Genomic DNA, 14,563 nt, shown 5'->3' with positions numbered 1-14,563 from the left:
CCTCAGGCCTTCCTGCTCTGCGGTACGCCTAAATCGCGGAAATGATCGACAAACACGGAAGGCCGTTCCTTATCGAACAATAACCAAACTTGCTGACGTGCCCGCGTCAGCGCTACATACGCCAGGCGGCGTTCTTCCGCGTCCGGGAACGCTTCTGGTTGCGGTAACAATCCCTGTTCCATGATCGACTCGCGAGCGGCAGCCGGGAAACCATCACGGCCTTCATGCAGGCCCAGCACAATAACAAAATCCGCCTGCTGCCCCTTGCTGGCATGGATGGTCATGAAATCCAGATGCAGCTTCGGCCAACGGGTTTTGGCTTTATCCAGCACCTCAGGCCGCAGGTGATGGTAGCGTGCCAGCAGCAGCACCCGCTCATCGGGTTTCACATAACCACTCAACTTATCGAGTAAGGCTTCAAGTTGTTCCTGCGCCAGCAATATCACCGATTTTTTATTGCCTTTAGTCAGGCTATTCAGTGGCTTGCGCAGCTGATGTGGATTTTGTTGCACGAATCGGTTGGCGATCTCACCGATGCGATCATTGAGTCGGTAGGTGGTATCCAACACACAGCGATCACCTTCGCCGAAATAGTGATGGAAGGCGGTAGTCAGACTCATCTCTGCACCGCTAAAACGATAGATGGCTTGCCAATCGTCACCGACAGCAAACAGTGAGGTTCGCTTATTTTGTTGGCGCAGTGCCGTCAGCAAGGCGGCACGCTGCGGTGAGATATCCTGAAACTCATCCACCAGAATATGCTTCCACGGACTGATAAAGCGTCCCTTATCCAGAATAGCGATTGCCTGATGAATCAGGCCGGAAAAATCGACCGCGCCCTCGTCTTTTAACGCACTTTTCCAGGCTTTCAGGATCGGTGCCATCAACTTAACGCGTTTGCTAAATTGATCGCGTTGCTCCTCAGGTACATCGGCGATCATGGCGGCCTGTGTACCGCCATGCATACGCATCAACCCCAGCCAGCGCTCCAGACGGGACGCCAAACGCTGTGCCAGTTTATCATCCTGCCAAAATGGCCCTTCGGCAACGTCCCACTTCAGTTCTTCCTGCAACCACTGACGCCAACCACTGGCCTGCGCCTTTTTGCTGCTACATTGTTCACGCCAGCTCTCAATTAACAACTGACGACGGGCTTTGCTGTCGCTTTCCAGTTTGCTGATGACAGGCTGTTTATTGCTGCCTTCACGAATAATGTGCAGCGCCAGCGCGTGAAAAGTGCGCGCCTGAATCGCGCTTTCACCCAGCCGCGACTGGATGCGATCGTTCATCTCGTCTGCCGCCTGACGCCCAAATGCCAGCAGCAGAATCTGCTCCGGCTGCGCCAGTTTACGCTGCAACAACCAGCCAGCACGCGCCACCAGCACCGACGTTTTTCCACTTCCCGCCCCGGCTAACACCAGTAACGCGTCTTCGCCATTCACCACCGCCTCACACTGCGAAGGATTGAGCGGCGTCGTTTCAACCGTGGAGAAAAAGGTCTGGTACTCCTGCAAGATTTTTGCTGTCCACTCACGGTTGCGCTGGCGAATCGCCGTTTCACCCTGATTCAGCCATTGCTGACAGAACTGCCACAATTCGCGGCAATTCTCGAACTTGTCCAGCCGTGATAGCGGTAACGGTAAGGCAGAAAACTGCCGGGCAATGTTTTCTTTTACCGTCTGGAGTTCGCTTCGCTTTAGCCAACGGTCCTGGCTGGTAAACGCGAAAATCTCCTGCTGTAACCCGGTCAGCACCCCGACACAAACCTCGCTCATCTCCTGGCTCCATTGCTGCCAGGCTTGTTGCAGGTAATGAAAAAAGCGCTGCGTTTCCTGCCATTCCGTACCGTGCAACCGCACCACTTTCTCGTCTGGCAGCAAAAATTCCAGCTCGCCCCACACCAACCCACGCTTACAGGCGATATCCAATAATTGATTGAAAGGGATCAGGTATTCGTGACGATCGCCGCTGACTTCCACTCCGGCTTCCAGCAGACGTACGCGATTATAAGGGTGCTGAGCCAGACGTTTACCCATTGATGTTGCTTTCAGTTCCATGTCCGCACCGTGTTCAGCAAGAGGATTATCGCGCAGTTTACCTGTCAGACCCTTGGCGCTCCAGCCTTAAAACAGGCTAAACTGGGCAACACATATTGCGGATTGCAAAAGGAAAATCGTGTTATGCGCACCGTGCTCAACATTCTCAACTTTGTGCTGGGTGGCGTTTTCACCACCCTGAGCTGGTTACTGGCTACGCTGGTCAGCATCGTTCTCATCTTCACATTGCCATTGACGCGTTCCTGCTGGGAGATCACTAAACTCTCGCTGCTGCCATTTGGCAACGAAGCGGTTCATGTCGATGTACTGCGACCAGACAGTAAAAATCAGGTGATGAACGCCGGAGGCACTTTTCTTAACCTCTTCTGGCTGGTGTTTTTCGGCTGGTGGCTGTGCCTGATGCACATCTCTGCGGGTATCGTGCAGTGCCTGACTATCATCGGGATTCCTGTTGGCATTGCTAATTTCAAGATTGCCGCCATTGCCCTGTGGCCCGTGGGACGACGCGTTGTTTCAGTTGAAGAAGCGCAGGCGGCGCGGGAAGCCAACGCTCGTCGCCGTTACTGAGACTATGCCATGATGCCTGAAGCCTTACCCGGCTGGCGCCGTTATCTGTTTAACAGCAGCTTGCGCTATTTGCTGCGCATTTTTTTCGCCCTTGCCGGTTGTGCCGCCGTTCCGTGGTGGTTACAGCAAATTGAGTGGACGATCCCCCTCACTCTCGGCGTGGTTGCCGCTGCATTGGCCGATCTTGACGATCGCCTGGCAGGCCGCCTGCGCAATCTATTGATTACGTTGATCTGCTTTTGTATCGCATCGGTATCCGTCGAATTACTGTTTCCCCACCCCTGGGCATTCGTCCTCGGCCTGGCGCTCTCAACCTGGGGATTTATTCTGTTGGGTGCCCTCGGGCAGCGTTATGCCACTATCGCCTTTGGTGCATTGCTTATTGCGGTGTATACCATGCTCGGCGTAGGTTTGTTTCCACAGTGGTGGATGCAACCAACGCTGCTGCTGGTGGGGGCCTTGTGGTACAACCTGCTGACCCTGGTGGGGCATGTGATGTTTCCGGTGCGTCCGGTTCAGGAGCAGTTGGCGGCCAGCTTTTCTCAGTTAGCGCGTTATCTGGATGCCAAAGCCAACTTGTTCGATCCCGATGGCGGTGAGCAGGATGATGCCAACCTGATTGCCACCGCAATGGTGAATAGCCAGTTAGTCGCCCAACTTAATCTGACGAAAAGCACTATCCAAAGCCGGTTACGCGGCGACCGGGGTTCACGCAGCACTCGCCGCAGCCTGCATTACTATTTTGTGGCGCAGGATATTCATGAGCGGGCCAGTTCCTCCCACCTGCAATATCATCAACTGCGCGATGACTGGCGCTATAACGAGGTGCTTTTTCGCTTCCAGCGACTGCTGAATATGCAGGCACAGGCATGCCGACAGTTAGCGGAGGCCATTTTTTTGCGTCAGCCCTGGCATCATGACACCCATGTCGAACGCGCCTTTGAGCGGCTGGAAACCGCACTGGAACGCTTGCAACAAAATGCCCCGGACGACGCCCATATTCGTGCGTTATTCTGGCTGCTGCGTAATTTGCGCGCCATAGATGCCCAACTGACATCGATCGAATCGGAACAGAAACTGGCGCAACCTGCCCCATCCAGCGACGATAATCTTTCCAATGATGGACCAGGCGGTTGGGCGGATATTCGGCTGCGCATTAGCCGGCATCTCACGCCAACCTCCGCCCTGTTCCGCCATGCCGTAAGAATGTCGTTGGTGTTGTGCATCGGCTACGGATTTATCCAGATCACCGGTGTACATCGCGGCTATTGGATTTTGCTTACCAGCCTGTTTGTCTGTCAGCCGAATTATAATGCCACCCGACGGCGACTGGCGTTGCGTATTGGCGGGACGCTGGCAGGGATTGCCATCGGTTTACCGGTGCTCTGGCTGGTGCCTTCCATCGAAGGACAGTTGGTATTGATTGTGCTCAGTGGTGTGCTGTTCTTCGCGTTTCGCCAGATACAATATGCTCAGGCAACGCTCTTCATTACCCTGCTGGTGCTCCTCTGCTTCAATCTGTTGGGCGAGGGCTTTGAAGTCGCCCTGCCGCGAGTGGTGGATACGTTGCTGGGGTGTGGCTTAGCCTGGCTTGCTGTCGCTTTCGTTTGGCCAGACTGGCGCTTCCGCCAGTTGCCTGCGGTAGCCGAACGTACGCTCAATGCCAACTGCCGCTACCTTGATGCCATTATGGAGCAATATCATCAGGGCAAGGATAATCGTCTGGCTTATCGTGTTGCGCGGCGAGATGCGCACAATGCCGATGCCGAACTGGCCTCAGTTGTGTCAAATATGAGCAATGAAGCACGTCATCAGCAATCATTACGTGAAAACGCCTTTCGGTTACTTTGTCTGAATCACTCCTTTCTCAGCTATATATCCGCGCTGGGCGCTCATCGGGTCAGGTTAAATGACACCCGACTATTAACGTTGCTGGATGATGCGGTGTGCTTTGTTGATGATGTTTTGCAAATTGAACGCGTCAGCGATGCTGAGGCAACGCAGATGCAGCAGACCCTGCTGCATCGACTGGCGGAAATGAAATCCAGCCCGGAGACGCAAGCTCCGTTAGTTTTGCAGCAGTTGGGATTATTAATTGCGCTGTTACCTGAAATTGCGCGCCTACGCCGCACCCTCGCAGCAGATTGAACCGCTGTTAGCGGAGCGTTTTTTGATACCACGCGCATAACTCCTCCCGGACCTCACGAGGCAATGCCGCCTCGTGATGGCCCGAAATCGCTCCCTCGAGAGCCAGCAGCGTCTTCAGGCCGATATGCTTATTGATGGTGCGAAGTTTCAGCCAACTTTTCTTGGCACCTGTTTCACACAGATGTTTGACCGAGCAGATGCCGACCTTGTGTAGCATCATTTCCATACGCAGGCTGAGATTGGGCAAATCCTTCAGCCGCAGTGAGACATAACGGGTTTGCAACTCCTCACGCGCAGCGTGTAGCGCCCCAGAGGATAGCCGCATTAACTGTTCCGGTTCCTGCCAAAGACGTTTGTCGACTTTGTAATAACTCAGTGTCACCGGTATACCGCGTTTACTGTATATCAGCGGCTCCATCGGGCATTGCGTCGCATAGGTCGTCACCGCTTCACAGGCACGTAGATAAAGTGCATCTTCATTGATAAACGCAAAGACAACCTTTTCCACTGAGAGCGTATAACCACCAAACTGCGTGCGGGATTCAATTTCGCCTAGCGCGGCTAATTGTGCTTTCGATTGTTCGACGATTGGGTGAGATTTTTTCATCCTGATACCTTCCTGAATTCCTTTTACCAGAACTGTCCTAATAAATACTTCATGTATTCATCAGGTTAGAAGATATTGAAAACGTTCCAGCTGTTCAATGAATAAATGCATTCGAGGTGAAAATTTGTCCGATTTTGCGAGACGTTTTCAGAAATTGAGGTTGATCTTTATCCAGGAACTCATTACTGTATATTCATACAGTTCATTACTGAGTGATTAAATTATGCGTACTCAATTCTCTGGCACCGCTGATCGTTCTCACCGTTTTGCGACTTCAGACGTAGCGCAACCTTCTTTGGGTGGCATTACAGAACTTCGCTACAGCGAGCAACCTGGCATGATGCAATTACTGCTGCTGCCGGTGCTAAAACAATTGAGCTTACAATCACGCTGGCAGCTGTGGTTAACACCTGCACATAAGCTGAATCGCCATTGGATGCAACAATCTGGTTTGCCGCTGGAAAAGAGCATGCACATCACTGAATCTGAACGCTACAGTACGGTTGAAAGCATGGTTAAAGCTCTGCGCACCGGTAACTATAGCGTCGTGCTGGCGTGGATCCCTTATGAGCTGAATGATGATGAACGTCGTGAACTCAAACAGGCTGCTGCTGAAGGGGAAGCTTTGGGTTTGGTGATGCGTCCTCAGGGACACGATGGGGTTTTGTGCAGACAACCATCTGCGTCAAAAATTCCCTCAGATTTGTTTCATTAAGTAAAATTAGGATTTTTCTCACGCTGTTTTTTGCGGAAGTTGACGCTAAGCCACTGATTCTTGTCCCGCCAGCTTAGACAATGGCTTAGCCGATTTTTTCATTTCTGATCACGAAGATTATGCCGTGTCAATTGTTAAAATGTGTGTATAAATCCCTGTTTTTTTATCGCCTGGCGTCACATCATACTTGTAACTTTCCAATCTCGTTGTAGACTTTACCTCGCCAGGGTGCTCAATAACCTCCGTTTTTTCGGTAGAGTCATAAGCGAGCGTTTTGACCCGGCGAAGGATTAAACCAAGAGCAAACTATTTTTGCTCATTGCCTATTTGGATGATAACGAGGCGCAAAATGAAAAAGACAGCTATCGCAATTGCAGTGGCACTGGCTGGCTTCGCTACCGTAGCGCAGGCCGCTCCTAAAGATGACACCTGGTATACCGGTGCTAAACTGGGCTGGTCTCAGTATCACGATACTGGTTACTACGGTAACGGTTATGAGAACAACAACGGTCCGACTCACGAAAGTCAGCTGGGCGCAGGTGCATTCCTGGGCTACCAGGCTAACCCGTACCTGGGCTTCGAGCTGGGCTACGACTGGCTGGGCCGTATGCCGAACAAAGGCAGCGTGACTAACGGCGCGTTCAAAGCACAAGGCGTTCAGCTGGCTGCTAAACTGAGCTACCCGATCACTGACGATCTGGACGTGTACACCCGTCTGGGCGGCATGGTATGGCGTGCTGACTCAACTCAGACCAACCCGACTACTGGCCGCATCAGCGACCATGACACCGGCGTTTCTCCGCTGGCTGCTGTTGGTGTTGAATACGCACTGACCAAAAACTGGGCTACTCGTCTGGACTACCAGTGGGTTAACAACATCGGCGACGCAGGCACCGTTGGCGCACGCCCTGACAACAGCATGCTGAGCGTCGGTGTTTCTTACCGTTTCGGTCAGGACGAAGCTGCTGCACCGGTTGTTGCTCCGACTCCGGCCCCAGCTCCGGTTGTTGAAACCAAGCGTTTCACCCTGAAGTCTGACGTTCTGTTCAACTTCAACAAAGCAACCCTGAAGCCGGAAGGTCAGCAGGCTCTGGATCAGCTGTACAGCCAGCTGAGCTCACTGGACCCGAAAGACGGTTCAGTTGTGGTTCTGGGCTTCACCGACCGTATCGGTTCAGAGCAGTACAACCAGAAACTGTCTGAGAAACGTGCTCAATCTGTTGTCGACTACCTGGTTTCTAAAGGTATCCCGTCCAACAAAATCTCTGCACGTGGCATGGGCAAATCTAACCCGGTTACTGGCAACACCTGTGACAGCGTGAAAGGCCGCAACGCCCTGATCGACTGCCTGGCGCCGGACCGTCGCGTTGAAATCGACGTGAAAGGTATCAAAGACGTGGTAACTCAGCCGCAGGCTTAAGTTTTCGCGTAATAAAAACCCCGCTTCGGCGGGGTTTTTTTATACCTGGCAGATGGCAACCAATAGATTACTCGCTACCTGCATCACCTTTACCCAGAATAGCCTGCAAGTCCTGCTTCAGTGTCGACATCTGGCTGGCATACTTCTCTTTGCGTTCCGCATCTTCAATCAACTGCACAATCGTTTCAGAAAGCGTGCTGCTGCGACGCTGCGCCAGTCCTGCCAGCCGTTGCCACACCAGATATTCCAAATCGATTGATTTCTTCCTGGTATGCTGATGCTCCGCATTAAAGTGGCGCTTACGACGAGCACGGATCGTCTGCTTAAGACGATTTTCCAAATCCGGATGAATATGCTGGTCAATCCATGCGTTGACTTCGACAGGGCTATTTTCCATCGCCAACAGCAGGTCTACCGCGGCCTGAGCAGCACTCAGCTCCAGATGACGGGTGATCAGCTCACCTTCCCGATGCTTTTTCACCAGGTATTTCCACTTCCATCCACTTTCAAGATTTTCGAGCTGCTGGTATTTCATCGGAATCTCATCGTGATCACGTAACAAACTAAGAATAACAGCTTTTTTCCTGGATGCAGCAAGGAAAAACATGTTGCGGTCATCACAATTCGGGCCGGAACTCCGCAGTGCTTAACCTGGTTGATTCCTGTATAATCGCGCTTTTCCCGAATTCGACGAATGGAATATTTTGACCAGCTCTCAACTTACGTGGCAAGCCCTGCAGCCGGATAGCACCCGCTACCAATCCATTTTCTCCAATGTTTCACTGGAAGATAGCGATAGTCTAGCCGCGGTCCAGCCGCGTCTGCTGAATGCCCTGGCGCATTTACATCATCAACAACAGGGTTTTCCACTGCTGCTGTTACGCAGTCAGGAAAATAACGACTACCTCGCCTGGATTGCCTCGGCTGCACAGCGCTTTCAGCCTGATGAAACCGCCCTGTTTGGTGGTGATTATCTGGTGATGGGTGACAATGTCAGCCTGTTGCCAGCGGCAGAAAACCGCCCTTTCACCAGCCAGGGTGGCGTGCACTATGCAGACTGGATCGAATTTGAACAACTGTTCGGCTGCGTCCGTCAATACAAAGATCGGGTCCAGCTCGAGCCAGGCTTAATTCATCGCGCCAATGGCGGCACCCTGATCCTCAGCGTCAATACATTGCTGGCTCAGCCGCTGATGTGGTTACGACTGAAAAAATGTATCGAGCAGGGCCGTTTTGAATGGTATTCATCAGATGAACGTCAGCCATTACCGGTCACGATTCCAGCGTTACCGTTTCAGCTACGCCTGATCCTGTGTGGCGAACGTGATGCATTGGCTGATTTTCAGGCTTTGGATGCCGAAGCGCACGAAATGGCGCTTTACAGTGAGTTTGAAGAAAGCTTGCAGTTGGTCGATGAAGACGATATGACCGCCTGGTGTCAGTGGACACTCACCCAGGCCGGTCTGGCCGGTTTACCGGATCCTGAAGCAGATTTCTGGCCTGTACTGATCAATGAGGCGGTACGTAACACTGGCGATCAGGACACCTTACCGCTCTGCCCACGCTGGTTGCGCCGCCAGATGCAGGAAGCCGCGCTGCACGGCGACGAGCTCAATGCCGAAGCCCTAAAGGATGCACTGGAAGCGCGTCAGTGGCGCGAAAGTTTCCTCGCCGATCGCATGCGTGATGAAATTCTGCTAAACCAGATCATGATCGAAACGGAAGGGGAAGTGGTTGGGCAGATCAATGGCCTGTCTGTGATTGAGTTTCCTGGCCATCCGCGTCCCTGGGGCGAACCGTCGCGTATTACTTGCGTAGTGCATCCGGGTGATGGCGAGTTCACTGACGTCGAACGCAAAGCGGAACTGGGCGGCAATATCCATGCGAAAGGCATGATGATTATGCAGGCTTACCTGATTGCCGAGCTGGAGCTGGAGCAGCAGCTCCCCTTCTCTGCTTCACTGGTGTTTGAACAATCCTATTCTGAAGTCGATGGTGACAGCGCATCACTGGCCGAGCTTTGCGCGCTGATCAGTGCACTGGCTAATCAACCGCTCAATCAGCAAATCGCTGTCACTGGTTCGGTCGATCAGTTTGGCAATGTACAGCCAGTGGGTGGCCTCAATGAAAAAATTGAGGGCTTCTTCAGTATTTGTCACGAACGTGGTCTTACCGGCCAGCAGGGCGTCATTTTGCCCGCCAGTAATGTCCGCCATCTGAGTCTCAACGCTGCGGTGATTGAAGCGGTCCAGCAGGGCCAGTTCCATATCTGGGCGATTGAGAGCGTCGATGAGGCATTACCACTGCTAACCGGTGTGGTGTGGCAAAGTGAAAGCGGGGACTCCCTGCTGAGCACTATCCAGGAACGTATCGCGCAGCTGAATCAGCAGGAGACGCGTCAGCGTCCGTGGCCCTTACGTTGGCTTAACTGGTTCAACCACAGCTGATAGCATTGCCCGGCGTACAACTGTTCGCTAATATTCGGGCTTCACTAAATAAGGCTTATTGAGAACATGGTAGATAAACGCGAATCCTATAGCAAAGAAGACCTGGTTGCCTCAGGTCGCGGAGAACTGTTTGGCGAAAACGGACCGCCGCTTCCATCAGGCAATATGTTGATGATGGACCGCGTGGTCAAAATGACCGAAGACGGCGGCAAATACGACAAAGGCTTTGTCGAAGCCGAGCTGGATATCCGTCCTGACCTGTGGTTCTTTGATTGCCACTTCATCGGCGACCCCGTTATGCCGGGTTGTCTGGGCCTGGATGCCATGTGGCAGTTGGTTGGCTTCTATCTGGGTTGGTTGGGTGCCGAAGGCAAAGGCCGCGCGTTGGGCGTGGGCGAAGTGAAATTCACCGGTCAGGTGCTGCCAACAGCGAAGAAAGTGACGTATAAAATTCACTTCAAACGTGTCATCAACCGCAAACTGGTGATGGGCGTTGCTGATGGCGAGGTATTTGTCGACGGTAATCTGATTTACTCGGCAACTGACCTGAAAGTGGGTCTGTTCAAAGACACCACCGCTTTCTAATCTCCCTATACCCGAAATGACTCGAGGTATCTCAGGTTATGACGGGTATAAATGACAACCTCCGCATTACGCGGAGGTTTGTTCCTTATTGATAGACATCCGGCAGTGCTAAGCCACCGCCGACCTGTCCTCCATGGCTTGTCGCCAACCTCCCAACCAGTGAGACCGTGCGTCGATCATTTGATACGGGCAAATCTCTTTTGAGCGTCCCGTAATACCGGCCTGATAGCCTCGTGAATGTGCTCGTTCCAGGCGGTCTCGTTTCTGTCTCTTCATACCTCGTTTCCCTCATTTCAGGTCTGGTGGAATCTGGTGGAAAGATAGAGTGGCGGAAAAATGTTCAACCACTCTAACGTTCTAACGCCATGCGCCGAAAAGATCAATGCGCAAATTTCACGCCAATGTCATAAATATGACCTGAAACCGACATCACAGAATGAGGTAAATTTTCGGAAAAATCTCTTATCTGGCTGATTAGACAATAAAAAAGCCCCTGATATTTTCGCCACTCGTTAATGACAAATCAAGGACTTAGATAAGCTTCGAACAATTCTTAATTTAACGCGATCGCATTATTCGCTATCTGCTGAGCGACTTGTTGCCAACCAAGCGCCAGGGTACGCACCAGGGCATCGTAACCGTCTTCAGTCTGTGGCAGCGTCAGATTAAAGCCATGTTTGATAAGACGCCCTTCATGTTGCAGCACCCACTCCCCGCTCACAATGGCTTTACCGTCAAAGCGCCCCTGAAAACCGGTCACATTGACGGTCAGGGTATCGTGCGTCTCAGCCAACGGCGAGCCTGATACCAGGCGGCCCGGCAACGCACGGCTCAGATTATTCACCAGCGTTTGCTGCAATTGCTGGTCAAGCGGACTGGCCCAAAGATTATTAGCGGCAATGACGTATTTCACGTCGCTGGTCTGGTACACCAAACCATTGCCTGCCAGATAATCCGGCACGCTGACCTGCTGAACCCAAAGCATCGGCTGCTTACTGCTGGCATCGCTGCTAACAGGTGCCATAGCGGCACCTGTCGGGAGTTGATAGTACGTCGTTTCAACGGTGCTGCTGCAACCCGCCAGCAGCAGCATCGCCCCAATCATCAACCCTTTTTTCACTGTTTCGCCCTCTTTGGCTGTGGGTCCTCACCCGGCTTGGCTTCAAACACCAGCGCGTTGCTTTTGCTGTTCAGTGTCTTCAACACCGGCTGCAATTCACGCAGCGTCTTATCGAGTTGCTGCATACCGCCCACCAGCTTGTTATAAGCAGGCGATCCCGGTTGCAACCCTTTCATGCTGCGGTTCAGCTCACGCAATGTCTGCTGCATATCAGCCGGTAACGTCTTCATCGCCGGGCTGGCAGTGATCTGATTCAGGTTATTCAGCGTTTTTTGCAACTGCTGCAACGTTTTCTGACTCTCTTTCAGCGTACCGGTTGCCTCATTGATCATCGGATTCAACGGTAGATTGTTAATCTTATCCAATGCCGCCATCAGTTTTTGTTGAATCTGACTGAGGCCGCCGCTGACCGTCGGAATCACTTCGAAACCGGCAACTTTATTCGGCCCTTTATACGCCGCCACGTTGTCATAGAAGTCCAGATCAACGTAGAGTGCGCCGGAAAGCAGATTCCCTGTTTTCAACGTGGCACGCAGGCCGCGCTTTTTACCATCTTGCAGATGTTGCTCAAGGTTAAAATCTCCGCCCAGACGGGTAATGAAGCGATCAGGCTCAATACGAATCAATACCGGCACACGATAATCATTGTCCAGCGCCTGATCCAGGCCCGGGATCATGTACGGTGCCTTCGCCACCGTGCCAAGCCGGATACCGCGAAACTCCACCGGTGCTCCCGCCTGTAGACCTCGAATGGAGTCAGAGAAGAACATCAGGAAATCGATATGCTTGGTATACAACGAATCCTGGATACTGCGCTGATCGTCAAACAGATGGTATTCCGCCTTGTTCTGCGCCACTTCGCCCAGCTCCCAGCCAGTTGGCACATCAAAGCTCACACCGCCACTGAACAGCGTGGTCAATGATCCCATCTCGACACGCATACCTGAGGAAGACATATCCACGGCGATGCCGCTGTCCTTCCAGAAACGCACATTGGTGGTCACCAGTCGGTCATAAGGCGCTGAGATAAACAGCTGATACGTCATCATACGTTTGTCGGTATCAAAACTGCTGGTTTCTACCGATCCCACCCGGTAGCCACGGAACAACACCGGATCCCCCGGATTCAATTGCCCCGCTTTGTTACTATCAAGCGTGACGCGAATACCTTTGGCATCGGGCGGTGCCAGCGGCGGCGCGTCCAGCAGTTGGTAACTCGTCGGCTTGTCGCCCTTGGTGCCCGGCTGCAATTCGATGTAAGCACCAGACAGCAAGGTACCGAGGCCGGTAATTCCTTCACGGCCAATCTGCGGTTTGACCACCCAAAACACGCTATCGCTATGAAGCAGTTTTTCCATCCCAGAATTCAGGCGCGCGGTGATTTCTACATGATGCAAATCGTCAGTCAGCACCGCACTTTCCACCACGCCGACATCCACACTACGGCTTTTAATCGTGGTTTTACCTGCTTCAATACCTTCGGCATTTTCGGTGATCAGCGTGACTTGCGGCCCCTGATGGCTGAAGTGATAAAAAAGAATCCATCCGCCGATCAACAGCGTAACGATGGGTACAATCCAGACCGGCGACCAGCGTTTAATCTGGTCGACGTTAGCAATGCCCTGATGATTGTCCGTCAAGACGCGGCTCCTTACGTTCGGTTTTCCGTACACGATCCCAGGTCAGGCGCGGATCAAAAGCCAACTCTGCAAACATGGTGAGAATCACCACCAGCGCAAACAGTAGCGCGCCTGGCGCCGGGTAAACACTCATCAGCCGCCCCATCCGGACCAATGCGGAAAGGACAGCAATCACAAACACATCAATCATTGACCAACGGCCAACAAACTCCACCACCTCATAAACCAGATGCATCTTTTCGCTGTCATGCTGGCCGCGTCCACTGGCATCCCAGCATAACCAACCAATCGCCAACATTTTCAACGACGGCACCATGATGCTGGCGATAAAAATCACCAGCGCCACCGGCCAGGAGCCATCACTCCATAGCAAAATCACCCCTGCCATAATGTTAGAGGGATATTGCGTGCCTAACGTCTCCGTCACCATGATCGGCATAATATTCGAAGGGAGGTAAAGCAGCAGTGAAGTCACCAGCAACGCCAGCGTCCATTGCAGGCTGTGCGGTCGGCGCGCATGCACCACCACACCACAGCGGCTACAGTGATTCTGCGCAACAGGCAAAATGGCGGTGCAGCACGAACAACGTTTCATCCCATGTTGTAAACCACTGATGCCTGCTTTCGGTGCGTGTGGCAGCGCTGGCAAGGGTGCGATCTGCTGCCACACCCAGCGGCGATCCACCACCTGAAACGCGCGCAGTTGCAACACGCAAAACAGGCACCAGGCCCAGAAACTGATCCCCAGACCCAGTTCACCGTAAGCCATCAGTTTGACAAAGCTGACCAACACCCCGGCCATGAAGATTTCCGCCATGCCCCAGTTACGCAACTGGAACAAAATGCGTGCCAGCACCAGCCGCAGGTGGTGAGGCATTCTGATGCGGTTGACCAACAGGATAATGGTCACCATACAGAATGCGGGAATGCCCTGCACAAATAGCAGGAACAGGGTGGCGAGGCTGCTGTAATCCTCACGCACCATCACATTGGGGATTTCCGGCAGCGAGATTTCACTACTCAAACCGGCGACATGCATGTTGACGAAAGGGAACAGATTCGCCAGCACCAGCATAAACAGCGCGGCAAATGCATAGCCGGTCGGCCGCTTTTGCGGCTCGTGCCAGTTTGCTGTCAACGTGGTATGGCAGCGCGGGCAACGCGCCCGGCTGCCGATCGGCACAGCAGGCAATTTAACCGTTAAATCGCATTGTGGGCATAGCACCCACGATTGCGGATTATCCGCTGCACACATAC

General features: G+C 52.9%; 12 protein-coding genes and 1 pseudogene. 6 read left to right on the top strand and 7 right to left on the bottom strand.

Features of this window, described 5'->3' with window-relative positions:
• Nucleotides 1–2 precede the first annotated feature (2 nt).
• The gene (gene helD, locus AC6I8T_RS07140; protein ID WP_497833636.1) at nt 3–2,057 is read right to left on the bottom strand and encodes a DNA helicase IV; all 2,055 of its coding nucleotides are present in this window, start codon (nt 2,055–2,057) and stop codon (nt 3–5) included.
• A 123-nt stretch (nt 2,058–2,180) separates the two neighbouring features.
• On the opposite strand from helD, the gene AC6I8T_RS07135 reads away from it, so the two are divergent.
• Nucleotides 2,181–2,624 (top strand): YccF domain-containing protein, encoded by a 444-nt coding sequence (locus AC6I8T_RS07135; RefSeq protein ID WP_021182647.1) that lies wholly within the window; start codon nt 2,181–2,183, stop codon nt 2,622–2,624.
• A 9-nt stretch (nt 2,625–2,633) separates the two neighbouring features.
• The gene (yccS, locus tag AC6I8T_RS07130) at nt 2,634–4,772 is read left to right on the top strand and encodes a YccS family putative transporter (protein WP_208725150.1); all 2,139 of its coding nucleotides are present in this window, start codon (nt 2,634–2,636) and stop codon (nt 4,770–4,772) included.
• Between the two features lie 7 nt (nt 4,773–4,779).
• Here the strand turns inward: yccS and AC6I8T_RS07125 are convergent, their stop codons facing one another.
• On the bottom strand, nt 4,780–5,379 hold the full coding sequence (locus AC6I8T_RS07125; protein ID WP_021182645.1) for a TfoX/Sxy family DNA transformation protein: 600 nt from the start codon (nt 5,377–5,379) through the stop codon (nt 4,780–4,782).
• Between the two features lie 223 nt (nt 5,380–5,602).
• Here AC6I8T_RS07125 and sulA point away from each other — a divergent pair, with 223 nt between their 5' ends.
• The gene (gene sulA / locus AC6I8T_RS07120; protein ID WP_208725149.1) at nt 5,603–6,094 is read left to right on the top strand and encodes an SOS-induced cell division inhibitor SulA; all 492 of its coding nucleotides are present in this window, start codon (nt 5,603–5,605) and stop codon (nt 6,092–6,094) included.
• Nucleotides 6,095–6,443: 349 nt separating this feature from the next.
• Complete coding sequence (gene ompA, locus AC6I8T_RS07115) at nt 6,444–7,514, top strand: porin OmpA (protein WP_208725148.1); 1,071 nt, start codon at nt 6,444–6,446, stop codon at nt 7,512–7,514.
• Nucleotides 7,515–7,581: 67 nt separating this feature from the next.
• On the opposite strand, the gene matP is transcribed toward ompA, so the two are convergent.
• A complete protein-coding gene (matP, locus tag AC6I8T_RS07110) occupies nt 7,582–8,049 on the bottom strand; it encodes a macrodomain Ter protein MatP (protein ID WP_208725147.1) in 468 nt (155 codons plus the stop codon).
• Between the two features lie 53 nt (nt 8,050–8,102).
• Here matP and AC6I8T_RS07105 point away from each other — a divergent pair.
• Nucleotides 8,103–9,961, top strand: a pseudogene (locus tag AC6I8T_RS07105) (AAA family ATPase).
• Nucleotides 9,962–10,027: 66 nt separating this feature from the next.
• Complete coding sequence (gene fabA / locus AC6I8T_RS07100; RefSeq protein ID WP_021182640.1) at nt 10,028–10,546, top strand: bifunctional 3-hydroxydecanoyl-ACP dehydratase/trans-2-decenoyl-ACP isomerase; 519 nt, start codon at nt 10,028–10,030, stop codon at nt 10,544–10,546.
• Between the two features lie 108 nt (nt 10,547–10,654).
• Here fabA and rmf read toward each other — a convergent pair whose 3' ends face one another.
• From rmf to pqiA, 4 genes are all read right to left on the bottom strand, one after another.
• Complete coding sequence (rmf, locus tag AC6I8T_RS07095) at nt 10,655–10,822, bottom strand: ribosome modulation factor (protein WP_013508548.1); 168 nt, start codon at nt 10,820–10,822, stop codon at nt 10,655–10,657.
• A gap of 277 nt (nt 10,823–11,099) precedes the next feature.
• Nucleotides 11,100–11,666, bottom strand: coding sequence for a membrane integrity-associated transporter subunit PqiC (gene pqiC, locus AC6I8T_RS07090; protein ID WP_021182639.1), 567 nt, complete (start codon nt 11,664–11,666; stop codon nt 11,100–11,102).
• Nucleotides 11,663–13,306, bottom strand: coding sequence for an intermembrane transport protein PqiB (pqiB, locus tag AC6I8T_RS07085; RefSeq protein ID WP_021182638.1), 1,644 nt, complete (start codon nt 13,304–13,306; stop codon nt 11,663–11,665). Before pqiB ends, pqiC begins: the two co-directional genes overlap by 4 nt.
• A complete protein-coding gene (gene pqiA, locus AC6I8T_RS07080) occupies nt 13,278–14,561 on the bottom strand; it encodes a membrane integrity-associated transporter subunit PqiA (RefSeq protein WP_497833635.1) in 1,284 nt (427 codons plus the stop codon). The genes pqiB and pqiA overlap by 29 nt, the downstream gene beginning before the upstream one ends.
• Nucleotides 14,562–14,563: the final 2 nt, after the last annotated feature.

It is taken from the genome of Pantoea sp. X-Soil-OKNW-556 (assembly GCF_059730695.1).
The sequence above is the reverse complement of the archived record's forward strand: the minus strand, read 5'-3'. Positions and strand labels throughout refer to the sequence as shown.